The 24,680-nt window shown below is 35.4% G+C and carries 18 protein-coding genes; 4 read left to right on the top strand and 14 right to left on the bottom strand.

From position 1 onward, the window contains the following. Both WH188_RS00470 and WH188_RS00475 read right to left on the bottom strand, forming a co-directional pair. On the bottom strand, positions 1–843 hold the full coding sequence (locus tag WH188_RS00470; RefSeq protein WP_168128049.1) for a GNAT family N-acetyltransferase: 843 nt from the start codon (positions 841–843) through the stop codon (positions 1–3). 104 nt (positions 844–947) lie between these two features. Beyond that, positions 948–1,874 carry a helix-turn-helix transcriptional regulator gene (locus WH188_RS00475; RefSeq protein ID WP_339423042.1) on the bottom strand — a complete coding sequence of 309 codons (927 nt, stop codon included), beginning with the start codon at positions 1,872–1,874 and terminating at the stop codon, positions 948–950. 167 nt (positions 1,875–2,041) lie between these two features. Here WH188_RS00475 and WH188_RS00480 point away from each other — a divergent pair, with 167 nt between their 5' ends. Next, the gene (locus WH188_RS00480) at positions 2,042–3,310 is read left to right on the top strand and encodes an NAD(P)-binding domain-containing protein (protein WP_168128051.1); all 1,269 of its coding nucleotides are present in this window, start codon (positions 2,042–2,044) and stop codon (positions 3,308–3,310) included. 117 nt (positions 3,311–3,427) lie between these two features. Here WH188_RS00480 and WH188_RS00485 read toward each other — a convergent pair whose 3' ends face one another. From WH188_RS00485 to WH188_RS00505, 5 genes are all read right to left on the bottom strand, one after another. Continuing rightward, entirely contained in the window at positions 3,428–3,706 is a 279-nt protein-coding gene (locus WH188_RS00485; RefSeq protein ID WP_168128052.1) for a hypothetical protein, read from the bottom strand. Further along, positions 3,700–4,452, bottom strand: coding sequence for a hypothetical protein (locus tag WH188_RS00490; RefSeq protein ID WP_168128053.1), 753 nt, complete (start codon positions 4,450–4,452; stop codon positions 3,700–3,702). Before WH188_RS00490 ends, WH188_RS00485 begins: the two co-directional genes overlap by 7 nt. A 442-nt stretch (positions 4,453–4,894) precedes the next feature. After that, on the bottom strand, positions 4,895–5,908 hold the full coding sequence (locus WH188_RS00495) for an SMP-30/gluconolactonase/LRE family protein (protein ID WP_339423043.1): 1,014 nt from the start codon (positions 5,906–5,908) through the stop codon (positions 4,895–4,897). A 398-nt stretch (positions 5,909–6,306) separates the two neighbouring features. Then, positions 6,307–6,822, bottom strand: coding sequence for a hypothetical protein (locus WH188_RS00500; protein ID WP_021189788.1), 516 nt, complete (start codon positions 6,820–6,822; stop codon positions 6,307–6,309). A gap of 199 nt (positions 6,823–7,021) precedes the next feature. Further along, entirely contained in the window at positions 7,022–9,571 is a 2,550-nt protein-coding gene (locus WH188_RS00505; protein ID WP_183915546.1) for a carboxylesterase family protein, read from the bottom strand. 302 nt (positions 9,572–9,873) lie between these two features. Here WH188_RS00505 and WH188_RS00510 point away from each other — a divergent pair, with 302 nt between their 5' ends. After that, positions 9,874–11,325, top strand: a complete 1,452-nt coding sequence (locus WH188_RS00510; RefSeq protein ID WP_311732297.1) for an FAD-dependent oxidoreductase — start codon at positions 9,874–9,876, stop codon at positions 11,323–11,325. A 110-nt stretch (positions 11,326–11,435) separates the two neighbouring features. Here WH188_RS00510 and WH188_RS00515 read toward each other — a convergent pair whose 3' ends face one another. Genes WH188_RS00515 through WH188_RS00530 form a run of 4 tightly spaced genes read right to left on the bottom strand, consistent with a single transcriptional unit; the run spans position 11,436 to position 15,494 of the window. Beyond that, complete coding sequence (locus WH188_RS00515; protein ID WP_168128055.1) at positions 11,436–12,728, bottom strand: TolC family protein; 1,293 nt, start codon at positions 12,726–12,728, stop codon at positions 11,436–11,438. A 1-nt stretch (position 12,729) separates the two neighbouring features. Then, entirely contained in the window at positions 12,730–13,863 is a 1,134-nt protein-coding gene (locus tag WH188_RS00520; RefSeq protein ID WP_021189792.1) for an ABC transporter permease, read from the bottom strand. Position 13,864: 1 nt separating this feature from the next. Further along, positions 13,865–14,812 carry an efflux RND transporter periplasmic adaptor subunit gene (locus WH188_RS00525; protein ID WP_168128056.1) on the bottom strand — a complete coding sequence of 316 codons (948 nt, stop codon included), beginning with the start codon at positions 14,810–14,812 and terminating at the stop codon, positions 13,865–13,867. After that, positions 14,793–15,494 carry an ABC transporter ATP-binding protein gene (locus WH188_RS00530; protein WP_132771965.1) on the bottom strand — a complete coding sequence of 234 codons (702 nt, stop codon included), beginning with the start codon at positions 15,492–15,494 and terminating at the stop codon, positions 14,793–14,795. The genes WH188_RS00525 and WH188_RS00530 overlap by 20 nt, the downstream gene beginning before the upstream one ends. Before the next feature lie 575 nt (positions 15,495–16,069). Here WH188_RS00530 and WH188_RS00535 point away from each other — a divergent pair. Next, on the top strand, positions 16,070–19,084 hold the full coding sequence (locus tag WH188_RS00535; protein WP_206368649.1) for a glycoside hydrolase domain-containing protein: 3,015 nt from the start codon (positions 16,070–16,072) through the stop codon (positions 19,082–19,084). A 310-nt stretch (positions 19,085–19,394) separates the two neighbouring features. Next, positions 19,395–21,662: an alpha/beta hydrolase family protein gene (locus WH188_RS00540; protein WP_206368651.1), complete on the top strand. Its 2,268-nt coding sequence runs from the start codon at positions 19,395–19,397 to the stop codon at positions 21,660–21,662. A gap of 58 nt (positions 21,663–21,720) precedes the next feature. Here WH188_RS00540 and WH188_RS00545 read toward each other — a convergent pair whose 3' ends face one another. The 3 genes from WH188_RS00545 to WH188_RS00555 form a co-directional block, all read right to left on the bottom strand. Beyond that, positions 21,721–22,587 carry a helix-turn-helix domain-containing protein gene (locus WH188_RS00545; protein WP_132844003.1) on the bottom strand — a complete coding sequence of 289 codons (867 nt, stop codon included), beginning with the start codon at positions 22,585–22,587 and terminating at the stop codon, positions 21,721–21,723. 11 nt (positions 22,588–22,598) lie between these two features. Continuing rightward, the gene (locus tag WH188_RS00550) at positions 22,599–23,801 is read right to left on the bottom strand and encodes a DUF418 domain-containing protein (protein ID WP_168128057.1); all 1,203 of its coding nucleotides are present in this window, start codon (positions 23,799–23,801) and stop codon (positions 22,599–22,601) included. Positions 23,802–23,925: 124 nt separating this feature from the next. Further along, positions 23,926–24,678, bottom strand: coding sequence for a LytR/AlgR family response regulator transcription factor (locus WH188_RS00555; RefSeq protein ID WP_168128058.1), 753 nt, complete (start codon positions 24,676–24,678; stop codon positions 23,926–23,928). Positions 24,679–24,680 lie beyond the last annotated feature (2 nt).

A 24,680-nucleotide genomic window follows, 5' to 3' on the forward strand; every position in this document is an offset into this window, starting at 1 on the left:
TTATATATTTTTTATCATTTCAAGTTGAGACACATTATTTTCAAGACTTAAACTTTTAAAAAATCCAGTGCTTTCTGAAGAACTATTGTCGATATTAAAGGCATATAGTTCTTTTGATCCGGTTGATTGTGTCATCGCATTTATCAATTGTGTTGCTATGCCTTTCCGTCTATGGATTGTAGGAACTGCAATTTGTTGTATTCTTTTTGTCTGAGCATTATAGATTATATATCCGACCAATTCGTCTTCTAAATACGCGCAGAGGATAGTAATCTTATCTTTGCTTTTTTCTAAAGTTGTTATGGAATTTTGCCAAGATGGTTTAATTGACCAAAAAGATATAAAATCATCCCATTTAAAATTTTCTACTTGTTTAATAGATAAAAAACTGGATTTCTTATCTGATTCAAAAGATCCTTTAAAACAATCTAGCGTTCTATTAACCCGATAATTCATTTTCTCATAGGCGCGTATTGCACGTTGGTTACCGACAATAACTTCCAGTACCATATGATCTACATCAAGATCTCTTAGTTTTGGGATTAAGTAATTATACATTTTACCTACCAAACCTTGTCCTCGAAAATCAGGAATGACTCCAGTAGCAGCATTATAAGCGACCAATTTTTCACCATTATGATTTAAGGCATGAAGCATAAAACCAACTAATTTACCTGAATAAAAAACTCCTAAAGATAAATCAAGCCGGATGTTTTCGGTGAAAATTTTATATTCCAACTGCTGAGAAGTAAGTTGAAATGGAACGATATAATCAGAAAATGATTGGTTCAAAATTTCTGTAATGTAATCAATTCTGATATTTTCTAAAGTTGTAATTTCCATTTTTTATTTTTTATTACAGAATGCTTTCTTATTATTTTTGAGTAAGATGAGTGAACTATTCTATTCACTTTACTAAGGTATAACTTTCTTAAGTGCTAGAAGTTTTACTGTTTTAGTGTACCTGGAGAAATGCCAAATTTCTTTTTAAATGCTGTTATAAAATGTTGGGGATTCTGATAACCGATGTGGTCTGCCACTTCATTTACATATTTATCCTCTTCTAACAACAGCCTTTTTGCTTCTTCCATTTTCAGATCTTTGATGTAGCTGTATACTGTCATTCCAAAAAGCTCTTTAAAGCTTAGCATAAGTTTCCGTTTGTTCATGCCAATAAGTTGAGCCAGTTGTGTGATGGTTAGGAATTGGTCCATGTGCTGCTCGATTAGTTGCTTCGCATGAAAGAGTTTATCTCTATCCATTTTTCCAAAAGAGAGAGATTTTTGGTGGGGATGATTATTGGATTTTTGTAATTGCAGTAGGAAAAGTTCTGTCATTTTTGCTTCCATATATAGCCCGCGCATCTTTTGATTGTAAGGGTTAATTTGAATCTGAGCAATTGTATTACGCATTGCTGGAGTAGTGGTCATCACAGTTCCTGAGAATAGATTTGATGTGTCAGAAACAAAATCACTTAATAATTTTTCAAAATGAGATTGGCCTATCCTAATTTCCAAAAAACTTCCTGTTTCAGTTGGAGACATCACAATATCTTGTCTATAATCTTCTAAATATGTTATAGTATTGCTTCCTTTTATAAGATTCAATGGTTGTCCGGAACGATAAGCTCCACTAGATCCATCTAATCTGAAGTGCATTTCAAGAGCTTCTTTTTCAATATTAATCTGGAGTTGCTCTTCTTTAATTAATGTGTAATTGCACTGGATAAATTGTAACGAATCAAAGGTCGTTTCGTGAAAAAAAAACGCACCACCTGATTTTGTTTTTATATTATGTTTCTTTTCCGAATAAGCAGAAAACTTTTCGCTTTTTAGACTATTGCGTTGGATAATAGTTAATTCCTGATTTTGCATCATTGCGTAGGTTTTAATCTCTATTGCGTTATCTTCTCTCGATATGTAATGATAATATTTGTACAAAGGTAAGCAAATAAGTTTTTATGTATTGTTTTGGAATGAACTCGATATACAATTTGCTTTATTCCTTCATAAGTTGAATTTTTTTTTAAGACAGTTTAAAAATGAAAGTAGAAAAAATACAGGATGTTATTGTTGTCGGAGCTGGGCAAGCTGGACTGGCCATAAGCTATTATCTTAAAAACCATAGAATAAAACATATCGTATTGGAGCAGCATTTTATTGGTTATTCGTGGAAAGAGCATCGCTGGGATTCATTCAAAATGAATACACCGAACTGGATGACCACTCTTCCTGGTATGGATATTCCGATTAATAAAAGGGAATACTTTATGACTAAAGAAGAATTTGTAATGTATTTGAAAAAGTATGTTCGAACATTTAACCTACCTATATTAGAAAACCATAAAGTAATCGGAATTGAAAAAACTGACATAGGTTTTGCTGTTAATATAGAGAAGGAGGGTGTATTTTATACATTTTTATCAAAAGCAGTTGTAATCGCTTCGGGTATTATGAATAAGATTTCATTGCCCAAGCTATGGAAAAACGTACCTGCTCATGTAAAACAATTTCACGCTTCCGAATATAAGAATGTGAAACAAATGCCTACTGGAAATATATTGGTTGTGGGAGGTGGGCAATCAGGTTGTCAGATTGCTGAAGAACTGGCTCTGGCAAAGAGAAAAGTATATTTAGCTGGAAGTAAAGTCGCAAGAGCACCACGCCGCTATAAAGGGAAAGATATCATGGAATGGATGGATCGGATGGGGATGATGGATATGTCCAGTAAGTTGTTAAAAGAAAAATCTCATTTACTTGCTGTGCAACCTCAAGTTTCAGGTCTAGGTTTGTTAGGACATACGGTAAGTTATCAATCATTGTATAGTATAGGGGTCACAATTCTTGGTGGTTTAAAAGGCGTAGATGATGAAAATCTATATTTTGACGATAATGCTAAAAGTAATATCCATTATGCAGATGAAACCTCGGTTTTTATTAAGAGTCAAGTAGATGCTTACCTTGAAAAGCATTCTGCATTTATTTCAGAAGAAGAGGAGGATCTTTCAGATTGTCCTGATAATAACTATGTTTCAGCTTCCGATTTACGTATACTTTGTTTAAGAGACTTTGATATAGCTACAATAATTTGGGCTACAGGGTTTGGATATGACTTTAGTTATCTAAATGCATCTTTAGTTGATGATAAGGGAAGACCTGAGCATGTAGATGGTGAAATGCTAACGGAGGGTTTTTATTGCATAGGCTTTCCCTGGTTACGGAAGAAAAAATCAGGACTTGTTTTTGGAGTAAGTGATGATGCAAAAGCAATTGTAGAAAAAATTATGCAAAATTTGAATAAGAACCAATGAATTGAAGTGTAATTTTTATCCCTTTTGAGCAAGAAGGTATTGTGAATAAAATGTCTATTTCGACATTAAAGACTGCTATCTGCATAAAAAGATAGCAATCTTTAATGGTCTGATCTATTATGAGTTGTTTAGTGACTCATAAATACTATTGATTAATGTCCGTATTTGAGAAATATTTTGATTAGAAAATGAAAATTCATCTGAGAATCTATTTGCCCCTTTCAAAAATTCTCTCAATTCCTGACCGTGCTGAATGTTATCTTCGTTTATGAATCTGTCTTTGTAGTTATTGAGATAGTTTAGATATGCTTGAATAGTGGTTTCATTTGCGACTTCTTTTTCTATTAGTTGCAATAACTTTAGATAATCATTTTTTATTTTCTCTGAACTTACCATGATAATGGAATTTGTATTACTAATTTTTTAAAAGCATCGTCTCTAACTGCTGGAGGGATGAATAACTGCAGTTCTCCTCCAGGTAGGTGTGGATTAATTACACCTGCTGCAATAGGTTGTTTTGCGGTAATTCCCTGCCAAACTTTTAAAGTCTGCTTTTGTGGAACTTCATATTCGTAGCATTTACTAAAATCGTTCCAAGCGGGCTGAACGGCAGTACCACCAATAACAGCTCCAACAGATTTTGGTTTTTCCTTTGTCCAGTATCCTCCTGCAGGATTACCTCCGGTTACCCGGTAAATTTTTGTTCCGGAAGGTAGAACCGTTGCTGTTGCATCAACAAAGTTGGCGGCCTCAATAGCTGGTAGATCTAAAGCTGGATCATTCCAATCCGGATGGTTAATACCTGCCAATAAACCATTTGATTTATAATCAGATTTTGCGATTCCTGGAATATTGTTCCAATCTTCTATATGAACTCTTTGGTGATAAATGCTGATTGCAGTTTCAAGTTTAGTCATTAAACCCGCTTTATCACTCGTTTTAGAGAAAGCTTCTTTTAGCTTCGTATTATCTAATCCTTTTTGTACCCAATTATTTAATTTGGCCTTAGTACCTGTACCAAGTGATCTTTCCAGATCATCCATCCATCCGGTTGGGTTTTCAATTTCTTCATTAATTGGATCATTGTCTGAAGAACAGTTAATAACAAGTTGACTTGTGAAAATCAACAGAATTAACATCATTTTTTGTGTAAATCTAGTCATAAGAATCTTACGGGTTTAGGTTTTTGATAAAAATATATTTAATAAAAATTAATGAGTTTAGATTTGAATGGTATTTTTTAAAACTAATTTTGTTCTATTAGGGAATTAAATTCATTTTTTATTTTATTTCTTATTTATAATTCATCAATTTTAATCATAATTAATTAACCCTGCAATAGGAAAATTAAAATAACTTTACATAATTAGGATGTGATTCTATTTTTATGGAATTTGCGGTGTAGCATTTTTATTATAAGCAGGTAAAAATTTAATTTTTACGAGCGATTCTGCTATAACAACATTTTTTTGTATTCTTTTGGTTGTCAGCTGAAACAAAAACATCATTGCTAAAGGGGGGATAGCAAGTGCTGGAAATCAAGATTTATGTGATACGTAAATCGAATGTTCTGAAATTTGGATATTATAATTTCAGAAGGGGAACGCGTAAGAGTTTATCAGAGGCAGTTATATATAGATATCCATCTCCACCGAAATTACAGTTTGCCGTTGCAATTCCGAGTTTAATTCTACCTATTACATCTCCTTTATCGTTCAGTATGATAATTCCGCTTCCAGCAGCGGCAAAAACATATCCGTCAGGATGTACTTTAATACCATCGGCAGCCATTGGTTCTGATGGAAACTTTAATTTGAAATCAACAAAAACCTCTGGTTTTCCCACTTCCAATTTATTATTTAAAGAATATTCCATAATAAATGGGTGCTTGTGATCACTAATGGAGACATACAGTTTATCTTGTTTTGTTGAAAGTGCTATACCATTAGGTCTTGTTAAATTAGAGATTATTTGGATCGCGTTTCCAAAGGAATCTAGTCGATATACACCATTACTAATGATCTCTCTATTTATAGTATCCACTTCCCGGTTAGGGAGTCCGTAAGGAGGGTCAGTGAAAAAGTAATCTCCATGATCATGTTGACAGATATCATTAGGGGAATTAAATCTGAGCTGTTTCCAGTGTGTACTTAATGGTGTAAATTTTCGTTTATTGAGATCGATCTGAACAATTTGTCTATTCCCATGATCACATGCAACGAGATATCCTTCTTTGTTGATCACGAGCCCATTAGTACCTGGTTCTTCACTGTAGATCTCAGTTCCTTGGTATCCTGCAGGTTGTATAAATTTCTCTACTCCATTTTTTGAGGACCACTTATATATGGTGTTCAGCCTTGTGTCGCTAAACAAGAGATAGTTACCTTTTTGAACCCATACCGGTCCCTCTGTCCACTGGAAACCTTCTGCTAGTAACTCAATTTTTATAAGAGGGTCAATTATTTTTTTAAAATCGGGGTGAAATACCTCTATTTTAGCTTGATCATAGAATTTTGAAGGAGTTTGTCCGAATACAGGTGATGAAAATATTATAGTCAATATAGCTACTGTAAATTTTATGTTTCTATGAATAGTCATTATTAAAATTTTGATTGTGGTTTAAATTGAGTATGGTTTTGAATAGATCAGCATTTCTATAAAGTTTTATCCTTTTATAAAACACAAAAATTTAAAAACTATTGGTACTCAGTTATTAATAAAGATAGTAATATTTATCGTTTACTAAAAATAATCAATTCTTCTTATCCAGAAACTTAACTATATGTATGTTTAAGGTTATTTCATGGTTGTATATATTAACCTTTGTTTAGGTTAGATGGCAGAGGAGAAGATCAAAATAGCAGTAGCTCCCGTTTATTATTTCAGATTGGAAGATGAATTTTTATCGGTTAGGGTAACTGAAGTTTTATGATAAAAAAACTCCTGCAAGCTTTATGTTGTGCAGGAGTTCCTTTTTTTGTTAGCTATAATTTCGTTTATTTTAAAACGAATTTGAATCCCAATGAGAAACTTGATGGATCAAAGTTAACATCATGAGAAATATTCCACCAAGGTTTCCAATCAAAATGCATCGCCAATGGAGCGGAAGGAATTCTAAATTCTAAACCGAGCGCTGGTCTTATTGCAAAATCTACATGCGTATCATCACCATCTTTCCAATGATACTTTTTGTACCCTTTATCATAATCGATAAACGATACTTGCGGACCAACACCAATATACCAGGAAAGACCACGAGCTCCTGGAATTCTTTTGTTATAGGAATAGTCAACGCCTAGCACTGTGATATTATCCCCAAATAATACCTGTGCATTTACAGCGTCATTTCCGCCAAAGTTATGTTTTATTTGTGGACCAAATAAAGTTTCGCCATCACCTAAATCTATCCCTAAACCAATGGCCGTACGATAAGGTGTTTGTGCATTTGCCTTCTGATGAGCGGCAAATAATAAAGTAAAAAGAGTAAGAAAAGGTAGAATTACTTTTTTCATGATAATTATAAAAAATATTAGTTTAAGTTTTCAAAAGGAAAACTTTCGCTGTTATAACAAATAGTTTGCCAATCCCCTCTAATTTAAATGTTGAAAAAGTCATCATTTTGCTAATGAGGTAGTTATTTTGTTGTTTAATATTTTTTAAAGCTAGATCACTTTACAATTTAATTTTCTGATTCTATTTGCCTTATTTTTTTTATTTTGCTTCTATCTTCCATTCATTCGAGTAAAATCCTGCATCTATTATATTCTCTGGACCATTTTTTAACATATCTAAATTGAAGAACATATAATCTGGAAAACCACTAGCTCCTGCAAAATATTGATTTGCTCCTGTGGCCTGCATTCCTTTAAGTCCAGTTCCTGTAATCACGCCAACACCTCTGGTTTCGGTTCCTGGTTTTTTCCAGTAAAAGTAACCGCCTAAATTATTGCCTTTATAAGTTTGTTTATCTATTTTAATTTGATCAGACGTTACCGTAATTGGGCAGTCACTAAGCAGTTTGTTCCAAGCACTATTTGTTTTTGCATTACCAATTAATATAATATTGCGATCAATGTATTTTTCTGCATCAAAGTCGCGGTCAGCTATCATATCAAATGTTCCATTACCTCTGTAATACCATGCTTCAGCATCATGGAGTACTTTTTCTAAAGCCCATTTATTTTCGTCTTTAGTTCCGGTTGTACCATAAACATACACCATACTGTGGTTAAAGGCCTCTTTAAAAGAACCGTTCCGATGAGGGCCTTTTTGATCTAGCTTTGGTCTTTCAACAACTAACCAACCTTGGGTTTCTCTTTTGAGGTACACTACAGATTGTTCAATTGTATTCCACTGATAGGTAATTGTATTGGAGCTGTCGATATCAATCGTGATGGGTTCATTTTTCTGAAAACCTTCCAAATTTAATTTCAATATCTGTACATTATCTGTTTTACCGATTAGGGTTCTTTTCTCCAGATTTCTAGTAAGTACAATTTGTGAATAATCAAGTGGCTTAATCTGTTGATAGATCGTACTCCAGTAGTATGTCGCTGAGATACCAGGATTTGATGTTTTGAAATCAATATGATCGACTTCGTTTGTTGTTTTTCTTTGATGTATTTTAAAGTAATCAAATAAAGGTTTCCAGTCGACACTTTCATTACTGTACCAATGTGATCCACCTGGATATTCGTAATAGCTAAAATCCGGATGAAAAGTTCCGAGTAATTTACGCATTTGACGTGCATATTCAACAGATACTGTTCGATCAGCATCACCATGGAGCACATATATTCCTAAAGGTTTGTAGTTGCTTGCATATGCAATTACATCACTTTGATTTCCTGACTTTAATAATATGTCTTCATACATATTTCGGCCTTTTTCTGGTATCAGCCCATCAGCAGATCCGTAGCCTTTTAAAGTTGGATATCCTGCACAAGGTGCTATTGCTGCCCACTTTTCTGGATAAGTAGCGCCTAGGAACCAGGTGCCGTGTCCGCCCATGGAATGACCAGTTAAGTAAATTTTTTGGCTGTCTGGCTTTAACGTTTGTTGGGCAAGGTCGAGTACTTCTAAAGCGTCCATTCTGCCCCAATCCTCCCAGTTGAACCCGCGGGGGCGACGATTGGTCGGTGCGACAAGTGTTCCCCAATCCTTTGCTTGATAAGCCTGTGCTTGCCCTAAGGCTTCTACACCGGCACCATGTACTGAAAAGAAAAGTGCATCTCCTGCTTTTTCTCCTCCTAAGGCTGGATTTACGGCATAATATTGTAAACTATTATCTATTTTGCTGATGAATGTGATTCGATAGGGAGTATTTCCCGATACACTTCTCAGTGGTATTTTTTTCGTCTCGATCAACTTTTCTTTATCCCAGATAGCGATATCAGTTTGTACTTCACCTAAACTATTTATTGCAGATGCATCAATAGGAACGATAATTTTCCGTGTACTATTGGCCATAAGAACAGGTGCTGTTGAAATTACTTTTCTCCCTCCAGTATTGCTCTGAATTTTTATATTATGAATATTTTTATTACTTGTATTAATCAGAACTAGGCCGATAAGGAGATTCTGATTTTGTTTACCCTGTACGATATCTGGAAGTGTCAGGTCTTCGGTTGCTATCTGTATTTTGTTTTTTGGAAAACTGAGTGTCGCAGCTATAAATGAACCTCTTACATAAAATTCGTTTAAGCCTTTCTTCAACTGGACGGGAATATATAGCCAGCCCATACGATAGGGGTCGCCAGTATGCATTTCACCATTAATAAGAACTGCGCTATTCCCTCTGATATTGAGTAGAGCGGCCTGTTCTTTATTTGAATGGTAAGTAAGATAAAGATAGCTCGGGCGCGGCCCTCTATATGTTGATGCGGCAGATGTTGTGTTCTGACTTTGCTGTGCAATACGACCTGGTCCTGGTGGATTATTGGGTTGCTGTAGGTTGGTCGCTGTATTTTGTTGACGTCTAAAGAAGCCACTAGTATCGGCTTTTACAATAGTCCATAAAGCTTTATCATCTTTGCCATCTAAAGTTGTTCCTGCCACAGGGGTGGATAATTTATGCTGGTAAAAATACCAGAGTAGTTCGTCTGTATATATGGCTTCCCTTCCATAGGTAAAGGATGCTTCTATGCTAAGCCCTTCTGTAAAGCGATGTATGTTTTGTGCCGAAGAAGGTATGATTATTAAACTTAAAAACAAGATTATGAAAATCGATTTTATATTTAAGAGTGATTGCTGGTATTGCATGTTGAAAAAGGTTTAGTAAATCTAATATACATATCTTTATTGAGCTCCTCTTCATTCTTGATGTGAATTCAATGTTTTTGCGTCTGAGTGGATCAATGTCGTCTTATAAATAAATATTATTCGGGTTATTTTTTGCAATGGCGAAACCTATTATTTGTCGTAAATTTGTATCATTACTTTGTTGCAATCTATTGATAAAGTAATGTTTTATACTATTTAGTAGTATCATAGACGTAGGTCACTTAGCTTTTACTGTACTCGTAAATTGCTAATTTATCTGAATATGTTAAAGTAAAGTTGAAGTGAAGGAAGTAGAAAATAAAGGAACTTATTGGGTGATGTGCCGGGAATGCTTGGGACGCGGAAAAAAAAGACGTAAGCTTAGTAAGAAAGTACGGTTAAATTACCAGCTTGCATGCGATCAATTTGAAACAATGAAAGGTGAGGGCAATGTACCTGTTCGCCCTAAAGGTCATCAATATACTTGTTTGCACTGTAATGGTTCGGGCTTGATTCTGTCTAACGAACCAGTTATACCTGACGAAGAGCATTATCCACATGTTGCTATTATTGGTGCGGGTATTGGTGGTATTGCGCTAGCGGTGGCGTGTATGCACCGTGGTATTCCTTTTACGCTTTATGAACGCGATCGTGACTTTAGCACTAGGTCTCAGGGTTATGGACTTACTTTGCAACAGGCTAGTAAAGCTATTTCTTCATTAGGTATTTTAACTTTGGACGAAGGTGTGGTTTCCACAAAGCATGTGGTTCATACAACTGCAGGTGAAGTGATAGGTGAGTGGGGGATGAGGAAATGGTTGTCTTCGGATGTTGAGATGGTTGCGAAACGTTCGAATGTACATATAGCCCGTCAATCACTACGGCAGGCACTTTTACAGCAGCTTGGTGGAAATGATAGAATTAAGTGGGCACATCAATTGGTGAATTTTAAGCAAGACGAGAACGGGAGGGCTGTCTTAGATTTCCAAGTGAACGGTGAAATCATAACTTCGAAAGCCGATTTAGTAGTTGGTGCAGATGGTATTCGAAGTTCTGTCCGCAAGTTATTGCTTGGTGATGATGTGAATCCTTTACGTTATCTTGATTGTATGGTGATATTGGGTATTTGTTCTTTGAGTGCGCTCAATAATATCACAAGCACTTTATTGGACGGTGCGACGGTTTTTCAAACAGCTAATGGAAATGATCGTATTTATATCATGCCCTATACTTCAGATTCTGTTATGTGGCAACTTAGTTTTCCTGTCTCTGAAAATGAAGCAAAAGCTTTAAGTTTACAGGGACCGCAGGCCCTTAAAGAGGAGGCATGCCGCAAGGCGCCATGGCACGATCCTATTCCTCAGATTCTAGCTGCTACCGAGGTTGATCTTATTTCAGGTTATCCTGTGTATGATCGAGCGTTACTTGAAGCGGGGCTTATGGATAATGGGAAGCAGGTAACATTAATCGGAGATGCGGCCCATCCTATGAGTCCCTTTAAAGGACAAGGGGCAAATCAAGCCTTACTGGACGCATTGGCATTAGCGCGGGGTATTTCAAAAGGATGTGGATCATCTCATTGGAAAAAAACTGGAATAAGGGAATCCGTGTTGATGGAGTATGAGTCAGAAATGATAACACGGAGTGCTGTCAAAGTGAAGGATTCTGCAGATGCTGCGAAATTTCTGCATTCAGAAATGGTACTTTTTGAAAGTGATGCGCCTAGAGGGAGCTGTGTAAAGAAAATTGAATAGGATTTAATTTAGTTTTCTTTAATATGAGTTTTCTGTGATTTAATGAACGTTTTCCTATCTCAACATTAGTAAAAAACAATTCTCAAGGTTATAATCAATATGCTTTTCAATCAATTTGATTGATTAACTCCTATTTTATCTAAGAGTAATTTGATCAGATCAAATTCTGCTTGCCATACATTCTGTTTGGCTTTATGATAGGAGAGAATTGATTGATTGTAATCTGATAACATGGAGCGTCCCTCTCGATATCGTGATTCTTGTTCTTTTTTTTCTTGTGCTGCCAATTGTTCAATATTATGAAAGCGGAAGAGTTTTTGTTGTGCAGTCTTAATTTTAACAATTTGCTGTTGCGCATTGATCTGGTCGATTTGCTGTTCCTGATGTAATTGTAATTCCAATACACCTGAATTTAATATTTCTTTTTTCAAGGTTGGCTGTGCGGTAAAATAAGCGGATAAGGGTATGCGAAGCACTAGATTGATGTAACTATTTCCATACCACGAATGGCCTCTATCCAAGCGGAATTCATTACTAAAATACTGTTTCCCTAGGTAGGCGTTTGTTGATAGGGTCGGCAACAGCTGTTTTTTGACACCTTGCATCTGTAATTTGTTGATCTGTTGATCTAATTCTAATGACTTAATGGTATAATTTTCCTGTTGCAAATTTTTGACGAAAGAACAGATTTCCTCGATATTTGAATTTAAGGATTGTGTTTGAGCGAGATCGGTATACTTTCTTAACTCTAAGTCAGCATCTTCTAGAACCGACCAAGCATCGTATAGTCCGATCAGATGCTGTTCATATTCTTGTTGCGCATTTAAATACTGACTAGATGGGAGACGTCCAGCTTCATAACGAGCTTTGCTAATTTTCAAAATTTCATTATAAGAAGCAGAATCCTGTAATGCGAGCTCATACTGTTGTGTTGCAAGTACAACAGAAGCATAAGCTAGTGTAGCATTTTTTTTCCACTCTTGTATATGTTGCTCTTTGTTGATATCTTCTTTTTGTATTTCAAATGATTTTTGTTTCTCATCGAGCTTTCGTTTTGGATCAAATAAATTCCATTCCATCTGTATTCCCGCTTTGGAAGACCATTTTGTGGCAAATTTTAAAGGAAGTATAGCACCTTCCAATGCATTCGGATCAAATGCAATTGCCGGGACTGGCGTGGTCGGGATAATAAGATTCCGTTGCAGGTTAGCATCTATGTAAAATACCGGAATACGAGTATTTCTTAATTCTTTTAATTCCTGTATTTTAATTCCTCTTTTTAAAAGATCTTGTTGGTATATGAGGTTTTTATCAACCTCTTTCCATAGTTGTGCAATGCTCAATTTTTGTGCTTGAACGAAGATTGGAAAAATTGTTAGTATAGTAAATAGGATCTTCTTCATGTTAAAAAACAGATGCCGGTTCTAATTTGGTTATTTTTCTAACTGCAAATAATGAACCGCCAATTGAAATAAGCAATGTAATGAATAGTAGAAACAAGGCAAAAAGTGGGGAAATATCAATTACTAATCCAGCACCGGCAACACCGAATTTAAATCCTGCCAATAAAAACATGGCAATAAGATAGCCAATGACAGCATATAAAAATGCTTGAGCAATAATAAGTTTATTTACATAGCTTTTTTTTGCTCCGATCGCTTTTAGCGTCCCATAATCTTTAATTCTATCTAAAGCAGATGAATATAAGGTAAGTCCGATAATGAAAAAGCCACTAATCATAGCGAAAAGGACAAGAGTTCCAAAGCTCATTCCCATATTGGAGGTAATCAAGATTTCTTTGATTGTAGACTGTTGCAATTTCTTGGCATCCCAAGCACGGAGCTGTGGAAATAATTGCTGAATATCGTTGCGTACCTTTTCCTTATCTGTTCCGGGCTTTAATCTTGCAATAATGATGTTGACTTTAAAAGGAGATACATTTCCCAGAAATATGGCATTTTCCATAGAGGTATACATTAAACTTGCTCCGAAAGCTTGCGCTTGCTTTGTTATTACACTAATTTTGGCACTTTGACCATTGATTTCTATGGCTTTATCGACAAATAAATTTGTATTCCATGTTTTTGAACTGAAAAACTCGGCCGACACTGTACTTGGAGTTGTTAATGAAGATAAATTTCCTTCCTTTATCCTTTCGGTCTTAGGGCCCATAACAAAGTCTGGAGCATCGGCACCAATTAGCGTTACTGAAGCCGTTTTTCCATCTAAAAAAGTTGCTCGTGCTGGTGCTAATATTACAGGGTAGGTATGCTCAATATCGTTTAAGCTCCCTATTTGCTGAACCAGTCGCTTATCGATACTATTTACAGCATTTATATTGTTACTCTGTGCTTCAATAATCCATAGATCATTTTCTTGAACAGGAGCATTGCCCACTAGATTTCCCATTAGCCCCATCAGAAAAAAAAGGAGCCCGAGCTGTTGTCCGATTAGAAAGATACTGATGACAATTGCCGTAATGATTCCTACACTTTTTGCGCGATCATATTTGATGAATTTAAAAGCTAATGCTAACATGCTATTTCATCTTTATTGTACAGTCTACCTTGGCATTGATAGGTAGTTGATTATTGTTATTTACCTGTATTTTTATTTTTCGAACACGGCGGTCTTCTCCTTCATTTGCGGTTTCATATAGAATCGATTTGTTCGATAAGATGGGGCTTATGTAGAAGATCTGTCCCGTAGTAGGATTATCTTTTCTGCCTACCGGCAGGATAGTTACCGATTGACCAATTTTAACATCCTGAGCAAATAATTCATCGACTTCGGCTTCAATAATTGGGTTTGAAACATTTACTATTTTTCCAAGCTCATTTGCATTGCCGACACTTTGACCAACTTTGGCAGTTAGATCCATAATAATTCCTGATTTACGTGCCTTTATGTTGAAATCATTCTCCTGATTCTGTATTTTTTGAATCTGTAAATATTGTTCATGTTCTTTTATCTGCTGCGCTCTGCGCTTTTCTTGAAGACCTTTTAACGTTAATTCTTGTTGTCGCCAACTGGTAAGATCCGTTTCCATTACCTCTTTTGACTCTGCATTTTGGGCAAACAGACGTTTAGAAGTTTCATATTTAGCTTGCAATTCTTTTAGATTTAAGTTTGCTTTTTCAATATCCTCAACTGTAGTTCTGTTTTCGGTGACTGCCGCATTTAACTTTGTTTGCTCTTGCTCGATATCTAATGTAATATTGCCTTTATCAAGTAGGACAAGAAGCTCTCCTGCCTGAACTGTATCTCCCTCTTTAATCAGTACCTGTTTAATAATTGCAGCGGTTGTGCTAGCAATAATGGCCCAATCTTCTGAAGGAATTATCTTACCAATCGCTTTTATTTCGGTTATATCTTGTAAGATTTGTTTATTAGTATGTGATGTTTTCGGCTTCTTATCCGAAGTGCAGGCCATTGTCATCATTACAATAGCTATAGTTATCGCGATTCTATTTGTAATCTTGTTCATTATTAATCACATCTGAAACTTTTCCTTCTTCTACATATATTACTTTATCTGCATATTTGCGCAGACGTAAATCATGGGTAACAATAATGACTGCCTTGTTTTTGGAAGCTAGTGTTTTTAGTTCTTGCATAATGCTTGTGGCACTTTTAGCATCAAGCGATGCGGTTGGTTCGTCACATAGGATCATTGCAGGATTAGTCACCAAAGCACGCGCAATTGCTACGCGTTGTTTCTGTCCCCCACTTAATCTTTTCGGAAGTGTCTTCATTTTAGTTGATAATCCTACTTCATCCAAAGCTCTGCTTGCACGGACGATAGCTTCCTTTTTTGTAATGCCTTGCAAAATGAGTGGTTGGATTACATTTTCTAAAGCATTTAATGGTTCTATAAGATTAAACTGTTGAAATACAAAACCGATTTCATGTAACCGTAATTGTGCTAAATCGGATTCCTTTAAGTTGTTAACATGTGTTTCTTTATAAAAAACATCACCAGCGGTAGGATAGATCACAAAGCCTAAAATTGATAATAGTGTTGTCTTTCCACTACCCGAAGGCCCCATTATTAAAGTCAATTTATTTGTCTCAAAACTAACATTGGTAGTATCTAATGCAGTTATAACAGAATCGCCTGTCTTGTAAATTTTTTTAACGTTTTTTAGTGTGACGATTCCTTGTTGCATGTCGAATTTTTATTAAAACAAGTGTTAAGAGGCAATGTTTGCACCGACTTACACGAATATCGATAAAATTTTATAGAAAGTGATAGATAAACGATCATTTAACTGGGATACCCGAACTTAAAATTTTGGAAGTAATGAACTTTGATATTTTTTATGTGATCATAAGGATAGACTTTCTAAGCTTGTGTTTCTTAAAAAGGATTGTTATAATTTTTTAAGATTATAATGATGTGTGTATCAAGACGTTTTTCTTGTAATATTGATAAATAATAACCAAATTAGTTTCATAATACAACCAACAAAAATCATATAGGAAGTAGTTCAAGATCAAAAGAAAATATTGCTTGAGAGAAGATATATGAGTATAAACCTGATAATCTAAAATGATATTATGCAGTACCGAAATCGTATAGAGACAACCAGCCCATAACATGAGTTTTCCGTTATTGGTATTGTGTTACGAATTTTCATTGCGAATATTTAAAGATGTTGTTAAATAGATTCTTGGTTGTGTAGGCTTATGTATCTTAAAAAACTGGAATAAATACCATTTTGTTAATTAAATTTATATTTAAATGAATACAGTAAAAAGATATGCTTTAGTTGGAATTGTCACAGTGACGTTATTTTCCTTTTCTGCTTATGGCCAATTAGCGTATCCGCCAGAGGTACAGAAATGGGATGCTGATGCATTGGGAAATCATCGGGCGATAGTGAGGGTAAATAGTCAAGAAAAAGAGGTACAGGTCGTTTTGCCTTGGCGTAACCGTTGGATGGAACCTAAGCAGCAACTTATCATGGTAGATAGTGCAAGTAACAAAAAGTTAGTTCCCAATACTTATTTGTGGATCAATGCTGAATCGGGGGCTTTTCGCTTTAATCCTTTAGCAAATCATGGAACGTACTACATTTATTATTTACCCTATAAAATGGGGGGACGCAGTGCTAATTACCCTGATGCCATCTACCTCAAGAATCCTATTGCAGCACCTTCGGATGCAAAACCTGAAATTCAAAATTCGAAAGGTGTTTCATTTGATCGTTTCGAATCGGTGGATCACTATAATAGTAATGATCCTATGGAAATTCTTGCAACTCAGAAAGAGATCGAAGCATTTGTTTCCCATAATGCTAAGAAATCCTATTATGTATTTCCGGAGTTAAGGGAATTTCCTGTAAAAATGGAAAAACAATTACCCCAGCGCTGGATAGGCATTGACAGACCTCGTGATCGTATTTATGGACACGCAAAACGAGGTGAATATTATGCTTTTCAAGTTGCTCTTTGGTCTTCTAAGCATGATTTAAGGGATGTAAAGATTTCATTTTCAGACTTTAAATCTAAGGATGGATCGTTGATCACTGCAGAGAACTTGAACTGTCTAAATACGCAAGGTATTGATTATACTGGACAACCGATGAAATTAAAAGTTTCTGTTCCGATAAATAATATCCAGTCGCTTTGGTGTGGTCTTCAAGTTCCTGAAACTATAGGTGCTGGAGTGTATGAAGGAACAGTAAAAGTAAAACCAGCCAATGCTGAGGAACAAGTGATAAACGTTATTGTAGAAGTTACAGCCGATCTGATTCAGGATCATGGTGCGGATGAACCTTGGAATATGACACGCCTTCCGTGGTTGAACTCTACTTTAGCACAAAAGAATACACTTATCGCGCCATATACAGCACTGCAGATGAAAGCTGATTCTACTTTACAAATATTGGGGAGAGCGGTTAAATTGAGTGCATCGGGATTACCCGGACAGATCAGCACGTTTTTTACACCGGAATTAACGGAAATTTCAGATAAACCAAATAATCTTCTAGATGGACCTATGCAGTTTAATCTTTATGGAGCCATTGATGGAAGAGCTATAAAAATGAATAATAGTGGAATTAAGTTTGTCGAAAGAAATGAAGGCCAATATTGTTGGACAGCAATGAATAGTTCTCCACAACTTAACATGGAAGTAAATGGACGTCTGGAATTTGATGGTTACTTACATTACGAAGTTAAGCTAACTGCTCAGGAGGATGTTTCATTAAAAGATATCCAGATGCATATTCCGATGCAGTCCCAATATGCAACCTATTTTATGGGTTTGGGAGAAAAAGGAGGGAAAAGGCCTAATAAACTGACTTGGAAATGGGATGTGGCCAATAAAAATCAGGATGGTGGCTGGATAGGAGCTGTTCATGCCGGAATACAGTTTTCACTTCGTGACGAACATTATTCAAGACCGCTCAATACTAATTTTTACCTGCAAAAACCATTGGTATTACCAAAATCTTGGGGTAACGACAATAAAGGTGGAATCAATATTATAGAAGAAGGAAACTCAGTTGTAGTAAATAATTATAGTGGTGAACGAATATTGAAAAAAGGAGATATTCTCTACTATAATTTTAATTTACTGATTACCCCTTTTCATCCGTTGAATACCGAAGCCCAATGGAACGAACGTTATTATCATGCTTATAAACCTGTGGATTCGGTTGTACAGAGTGGATCTAATGTGATTAATATACATCATGCTAATGAAATAAATCCCTACATCAATTATCCTTTTATTGCTACTAAGGAAATGAAGCATTATGTAGATGAAGCCCATCAAGCAGGATTGAAAGTGAAAATATATAATACGGTTAGGGAAGTTTCCAACAGAGTCTATGAACTGTATCCGTTAAGAAGCTTAGGGCATGAGGTATTCTCCTCTGGTAAAGGACAGGGATATTCATGGCTACAGGAACATTTGGGAAGTGATTATATTGCTGCTTGGTATGTGCCTCAATTTAAGGATGCTGCAATCATCAACAGTGGAATGAATAGATGGCATAACTACTATGTTGAAGGTATGAACTGGTTGGTCGATCGTATTGGTATTGATGGTATTTATCTCGATGACGTTGCATTTGATCGGATCACGATGAAACGCATAAAAAGGGTACTAACTAAAAATGGTAAAGCTGGATTAATTGATCTACACTCCGCTAATCAGTTTAATAAGAGTGATGGTTTTAATAACAGTGCAAATCTTTATTTGGAACATTTTCCTTATCTCAATAGACTGTGGTTTGGTGAATATTTTGATTATGAAAACAATCAACCGGACTTTTTTTTAACAGAGGTGAGCGGTATTCCATTTGGATTGATGGGGGAAATGTTACAGGACGGTGGAAATCCTTGGCGAGGCATGATCTATGGTATGACTAACCGTATGCCTTATCAAAAATTAACACCTGCCGGACTGTGGAAAGCATGGGATGATTTTGGTATCAAAGGAAGTAAAATGATCGGTTACTGGTCTCCAAATATCCCTATAAAAACGAATAAAGAGAATGTTTTGACTACTGTTTTTCAAAAAAGAAATAAAACTATGCTGGCAATCGCGAGCTGGGCTCCGGAAAATACCGCAGTTAAATTGGAGATTGATTGGAGTAAATTGGGCGTAAATCCACAGAAAGCAAACATATATGCTCCAGCAATACCTCTTTTTCAAGTTGAGGGAAGATATAAAGCTGATGACCTAATTATGATCGAAAAAGGCAAGGGTATGATCCTCATTATTGAGGAATCTACTGAAAGGTAGTCGTTTTCAATTGCAACAGGTAAAAAAATCAAATTAAATCTGGAAATATATATGAGAAACTTTTACAGCAGATAGCCGCAGAAAAGTTAGGAGAGAACATAACAATTTTAAGCAATGTTGTGTCAGAAAGAGCATGTAAGATGGAACAGCAGATTCGAGAAGGACGATTGGAGAGGTACTGGCCAGAGCTCATACGTGCTGTGTATTTTTCATTAGATGATAGGATGTTTTAGTATTATTGATTCTGCCATAAAAAAAGTGTAACAAAATTGATAAAGATGCGACTAATACAAAAATAACTTTATTAATTATGAAGCAGATTCTTTATGCAATTGTATTTGTAATTTTGGGTATGTCAAATACGCAAGCACAGATCAAAGGCGATTGGACCGGTACATTGGATTACCAAGGTACTGCAATTGCCATTATTTTTCACTTAACCGAGACCGACGGTAAAGTTCAGGGTACTATGGATGTTCCACTTCAGGGGGCTGTTGGAATTCCCCTGTCTGTTGTCACTTTCGAAAACAAGCAACTTGTTTTGAGTATTGAGCAAGCAGGAATTAAGTATAGTGGTAAATTGGAAAATGGAAAAATCACAGGTACATATACACAAGGTGACGCCAAGCTACCTTTAATTTTGGAAAATAAAGTAATCACTAAGCCTGGCGATACTACATTGGTATCTACCAAAGAACAGTTAGCAACACTTATTGCATTGGACAAAGGTAATTTTAAATATCAGGTTGAAGATTATTTTGCGAAACCAAAGCTATCCGGTTTTCAGTTATCTCCAAATGGTAAATATATCTCATATCGCGAGAAGGATGATAAGAATAAACGCCATGTAATGGTAAAAGAAGTCGCTACTGGTAAAGTTATTCGGGCTATTGAAGAAAAAAATGAGCTGATCCGCGGTATGGGTTGGATTAATGATGATCGTTTAGTGTACGTCATGGATCAGGGTGGTAACGAGAATTACCATCTTTATGCAATAAATATTGATGGAACTAATAATATTGACTTGACACCTTTTGAAAATATTCAAGCATCGATTTTGAATATGTTGAAGGAACAAAAGGATTTTATTATTATCCAGATGAATAAAGATAATAAACAGGTATTCGAACCTTATAAAGTTAATATTCAAACTGGGGTAATGGAAAAACTATTTACGAATGAAGATCCTGCAAATGCAATAGTTGGTTATGAATTTGATAAGGATGGTAACCTTCGTGGATATGCAAAGATGCAGAATGGTATAAATAGTCAATTTTTTTATAAGCCTCAAGGTGCCACAAATTTTGAACTTTTCCATACGACTAAGTGGGATGAAACATTTAGTGTTGTATCGTTTAACTATGCTTCTAAGAATTCCGATGAAGCTTATGTCTTAACTAATTTGGATTCCGACAAATCTCGAATTGTTTTGTACGATCTTAAAAATAAAAAGATATTAAGAGAAATCTACGCCAATGAAGAATATGATGCGAATCTAATTTCTCTTTCAAGAAAGCGCAATTGGGAAATTGACTTTGTGGGATATGAAGGAGAAAAGGTAATTATAAAACCGGTCAGCGAGACTTTTAAGAAAATTTATAAAAATCTGGAAAGCCAATTTAAAGGTTATGAGTTCTCGATTGCTGGTAAAACAGACAATGAAGATCAATTGTTAGTTGTTGTTCAAAGCGACAAACTTTATGGGCGTTATTATCATTATGATACCAAAAGTGGTAAAGCGACTCTATTAGTGGATTTGATGCCACAATTGAAAGAAGAGGATATGGCAGTGATGCGTCCAATTACTTTTAAATCCCGTGATGGAATGACTATTCATGGATATATCACATTGCCTAAAGTAGCTCTTGATGGTAAAAAAGTTCCTTTGATCGTAAACCCACATGGTGGTCCTCAGGGAATACGCGATAGCTGGGGCTTTAATCCCGAAACACAATTGTTCGCAAGCCGAGGATATGCAACCCTTCAAGTGAATTTCCGTATATCTGGTGGATATGGAAAAGAATTCCTTCGTGCCGGTTTTAAGCAAATAGGTCGTAAAGCGATGGATGATGTTGAAGATGGTGTACAATATGCTATTGAGCAAGGTTGGGTTGATAAAAGTAATGTCGCGATCTATGGAGCTAGTCATGGTGGATACGCTGTACTAAGAGGTTTAGAAAAGACACCTGATCTGTATAAAGCGGGAGTTGATTATGTTGGTGTTTCTAATATTTTTACACTTATGAGTTCGATTCCTGAGTATTGGAAACCTTATAAAGAAATGTTATATGAAATATGGTATGATCTGGATAAAGAAGATGAAGCTGCAATCGCGAAAGAAGTATCACCAATTTTTCATATTGATGCAATCAAATCACCTTTATTTGTCGTACAAGGAGCAAATGACCCACGCGTTAAAATTGCTGAAGCTGATCAGATTGTAAAAGCTTTGCGGGATAAGGGTGTTGATGTACCCTATATGGTTAAATATGATGAAGGACATGGTTTTGGTAAAGAAGAAAATCAGATCGAGTTTTATAAAGCGATGATGGGATTCTTTAGTAAACATCTTCACTAATCAGGATCAAGATTATTTTATTAGAAAGCTGTCTTCTTTTATAAGGAAGACAGCTTTTTTATGTTAAAGCCGAGAGCCGATATTCGTTTGGACTAAGGCCTACATTCTTCTTGAAAAACCTTGAAAAATGTTGAGGATATTTAAATCCTAATTCATATGCAATTTCATTGATTGATTTACTTCGGTTGTAAATTTTATTTTTAGCTTCATCAATGATCTTATCCTTTATATATTCCTGTGCTGATTTGCCAGCTTCTTTTTTGATTAGGTCTCCAAAATAATTGGGTGATATGTTTAGTTTATCTGCAAAATACGCCACGGAAGGAATACCGTTTTCAATTAAATTATCACACTTGAAATAATGATTTAATAGCTGTTTAAAATTCTTTACCATCCCCCGATTAATATGATCTGGAACGCTGAATTGACGATCATAGAATCTTTCACAATAATTTAAAAACAACTCGACATTCGAGATTAATAGTTTTTTGCTGTGCTTGTCTATGGGTTGACTTAATTCATATTCGATTTTTGCGAAACAGTCAGATACGATCTTACATTCATTTGGAGTTAATAGCAATACTTGATGACTGTTATTTTGAAAAAAATGATAAACATTTAAATGTTCAGTAAGTGCTGTTCCTGCAATCAGATCCGGATGAAATACTAAGGCATGCCCTTTTCTAAAAACCTGATCGGCCGTATTTTCGATTCCGATCGTGTTGCCCGGAGCAATAAAAGAAAGCTTGCCTTCATGATTATCAAGTATAGATAGTGCAATACAATATAAATCCAAATGGACATTGCAATCTGGACGTAAGGTTGCTTTAGACCAGTCAACGATATTAACTAACGGATGGCGCACTTCAAAATGATTGAAAATGTTGAATGCATAAACGCTATTTAGATGAGTGATTTTTTTCATATTACTTACATTTATGATTTGATCAATTTTTGCCATTTAAGATAGGTTCCTGATCTCCATAACCATTCGATCGGACCGTAACGAAATTTCTGTAGCCACATATGACTTAACTGAATCTGGAGCATAGTATAGCCTAAACAGATCATAACGCTTAGAAATATACCAAGATCATATAGACCAAAGCCATATCCATAGAATATAAATACACCTAAGATCGACTGTACCATATAATTGGTCAGCCCCATTCGACCATAGCTTTCAAGTTTTGAAAGTTTCTTTTGCATCGTTTCTTTACTGTAAATAACTATGATGACAGCTAACCATAAATATGCTGCTAATAGGTTAATGAGATTATCTAAGGGAATTACTAGCCATTCAGCAATTGGATTACCATGTTGTGCCGGTAAGATCGGTTTTATAATATAAAGTAATATAACGGCACCTAAGGCCATCCAAGCTAAGCGATAAATCTGATTTTTGTATTTTTCAAGTTTTTCAAATAAACGTAAACGACCTGCCAATAATCCAAGAATAAAAAAGCCCATTGTCATATAGCCTCGTCCATATTCCCCAAATTGGAAGTTGAATTTAAAATGTAACTGTTCACTAAGGTTGTGCTGTATGTTTGTTAAAATCGATCCATTGAAAAATATTTCTTGCCAACGGCCTCTTCTTTCAGTCATCGTTTCAGTAATAGTTGATAGAATCTCTGGAGCAATTGATTTGTAAACAATGTTAGATAGCTGTGCACCGCCCAATAAAAAGAAAATCGAGATCGCAATCAACCATTTGTTGGATAATTTATACATAAAGATCAGCGGTACACCCAATAGCGCATAGATGATCAAGATATCATTTCGAAAAAGAGCGCTATGTATAAGACCGATGATAAATAGGATAATAAGACGCCAGAAAAATCGACCACGAAAATCAATACCTTTCTTAGCAGCATTATCCATTTGTATAAAGAAACTCAAGCCGAATAAAAAAGAAAAGATAATAAAGAATTTCCCCATGATGAAATACTGCAATATCCAGCTTAAGATCGAGTCCATTGTACCGATCCAGGGCAATGGTGGTGGGGCAGTACTAGTGAATGCACCGAAATGCTGTAAGGCATGTGTCATACAAATACCGATTAGAGTAATACCCCTAATAGCATCTATGACAGTTATTCTATTGTTTGTAATTGCTTGTTTTGCTACTGGTTCCATAAACTATCTTGTAATAGGTAGTCGCAAAAATGTGGAAATTTATTAATGCCTATATGTAGGGATGGAACAAAGCGAAATATTGATTACTGAATACGAAAAATCTGAGAAATAAACGACGATGGTTTTACATATTTACCATCCATTCTTTAAAATCTGAAGCTTTATTTTTACTGACATAAATGCGTTCAGGGGTTTCTGTATCAAGTGTAATAAGTAAGCGGTTATCAAACCAGATGGTGATGCTCTCGACTGAATTTCTTGCAATAATGAACTGTTTGTTAGCACGATAAAAGTTCTTAGGATTTAAAGTAATATAGAGTTGCTCGAGTGTTCTTGAATAAGGATATTTACTGCCATCTTTGAGATAGATATGGGTACTTTTATCTGTTGTGTAAAAAAAAGAAACAGTCTGTAGGTCAATTGGAATTAATCTGTCTTGAACAGGAATTAAGATTTTATCTTTATAATGTTTGGCAGGAGCTAATTGCGTAATCTTTGAGATATAGGCTACTAGATCTGATTGTGTAAAACGTTGAAATTTTTGCAACGCGCGGTCAAGATCATTTTTCTTTATTGGTTTTAGCAAATAATCAATACTGTTGACCTTGAAGGCTTCAATAGCATATTCATCATAAGCAGTAGTAAAGATTATAGGAATTTCGACCTCAACATGATTGAAGATAAGAAATGCCGCACCATCAGAAAGATGAATATCCATTAAAATGAGATCCGGCGGTGGATTTGTAGTTAACCAGTTAATGGTCTGGCTGACACTTTCTGTATTACCTAATACCTGAATAGTGGGATCAATTTCTTTTAATATCTCAACCAAGCTTTCATAAGCTGCAGTTTCGTCTTCAACAATTAATACCTGCATCA

This window comes from Sphingobacterium sp. MYb388 (assembly GCF_037479535.1).
In the GTDB taxonomy this organism is placed as follows: domain Bacteria; phylum Bacteroidota; class Bacteroidia; order Sphingobacteriales; family Sphingobacteriaceae; genus Sphingobacterium; species Sphingobacterium anhuiense.

Bases quoted from the DNA above. Each gene is read 5' to 3' on its own strand.
- WH188_RS00490 (WP_168128053.1), bottom strand. From the start codon at position 4,452: ATGATGTTAATTCTGTTGATTTTCACAAGTCAACTTGTTATTAACTGT.
- WH188_RS00480 (WP_168128051.1), top strand. From the start codon at position 2,042: ATGAAAGTAGAAAAAATACAGGATGTTATTGTTGTCGGAGCTGGGCAA.
- WH188_RS00520 (WP_021189792.1), bottom strand. From the start codon at position 13,863: ATGTTAGCATTAGCTTTTAAATTCATCAAATATGATCGCGCAAAAAGT.
- WH188_RS00495 (WP_339423043.1), bottom strand. From the start codon at position 5,908: ATGACTATTCATAGAAACATAAAATTTACAGTAGCTATATTGACTATA.
- WH188_RS00475 (WP_339423042.1), bottom strand. From the start codon at position 1,874: ATGCAAAATCAGGAATTAACTATTATCCAACGCAATAGTCTAAAAAGC.
- WH188_RS00540 (WP_206368651.1), top strand. From the start codon at position 19,395: ATGAAGCAGATTCTTTATGCAATTGTATTTGTAATTTTGGGTATGTCA.
- WH188_RS00485 (WP_168128052.1), bottom strand. From the start codon at position 3,706: ATGGTAAGTTCAGAGAAAATAAAAAATGATTATCTAAAGTTATTGCAA.
- WH188_RS00515 (WP_168128055.1), bottom strand. From the start codon at position 12,728: ATGAAGAAGATCCTATTTACTATACTAACAATTTTTCCAATCTTCGTT.
- WH188_RS00470 (WP_168128049.1), bottom strand. From the start codon at position 843: ATGGAAATTACAACTTTAGAAAATATCAGAATTGATTACATTACAGAA.
- WH188_RS00550 (WP_168128057.1), bottom strand. From the start codon at position 23,801: ATGGAACCAGTAGCAAAACAAGCAATTACAAACAATAGAATAACTGTC.
- WH188_RS00525 (WP_168128056.1), bottom strand. From the start codon at position 14,812: ATGAACAAGATTACAAATAGAATCGCGATAACTATAGCTATTGTAATG.
- WH188_RS00535 (WP_206368649.1), top strand. From the start codon at position 16,070: ATGAATACAGTAAAAAGATATGCTTTAGTTGGAATTGTCACAGTGACG.
- WH188_RS00500 (WP_021189788.1), bottom strand. From the start codon at position 6,822: ATGAAAAAAGTAATTCTACCTTTTCTTACTCTTTTTACTTTATTATTT.
- WH188_RS00555 (WP_168128058.1), bottom strand. From the start codon at position 24,678: ATGCAGGTATTAATTGTTGAAGACGAAACTGCAGCTTATGAAAGCTTG.
- WH188_RS00545 (WP_132844003.1), bottom strand. From the start codon at position 22,587: ATGAAAAAAATCACTCATCTAAATAGCGTTTATGCATTCAACATTTTC.
- WH188_RS00505 (WP_183915546.1), bottom strand. From the start codon at position 9,571: ATGCAATACCAGCAATCACTCTTAAATATAAAATCGATTTTCATAATC.
- WH188_RS00530 (WP_132771965.1), bottom strand. From the start codon at position 15,494: ATGCAACAAGGAATCGTCACACTAAAAAACGTTAAAAAAATTTACAAG.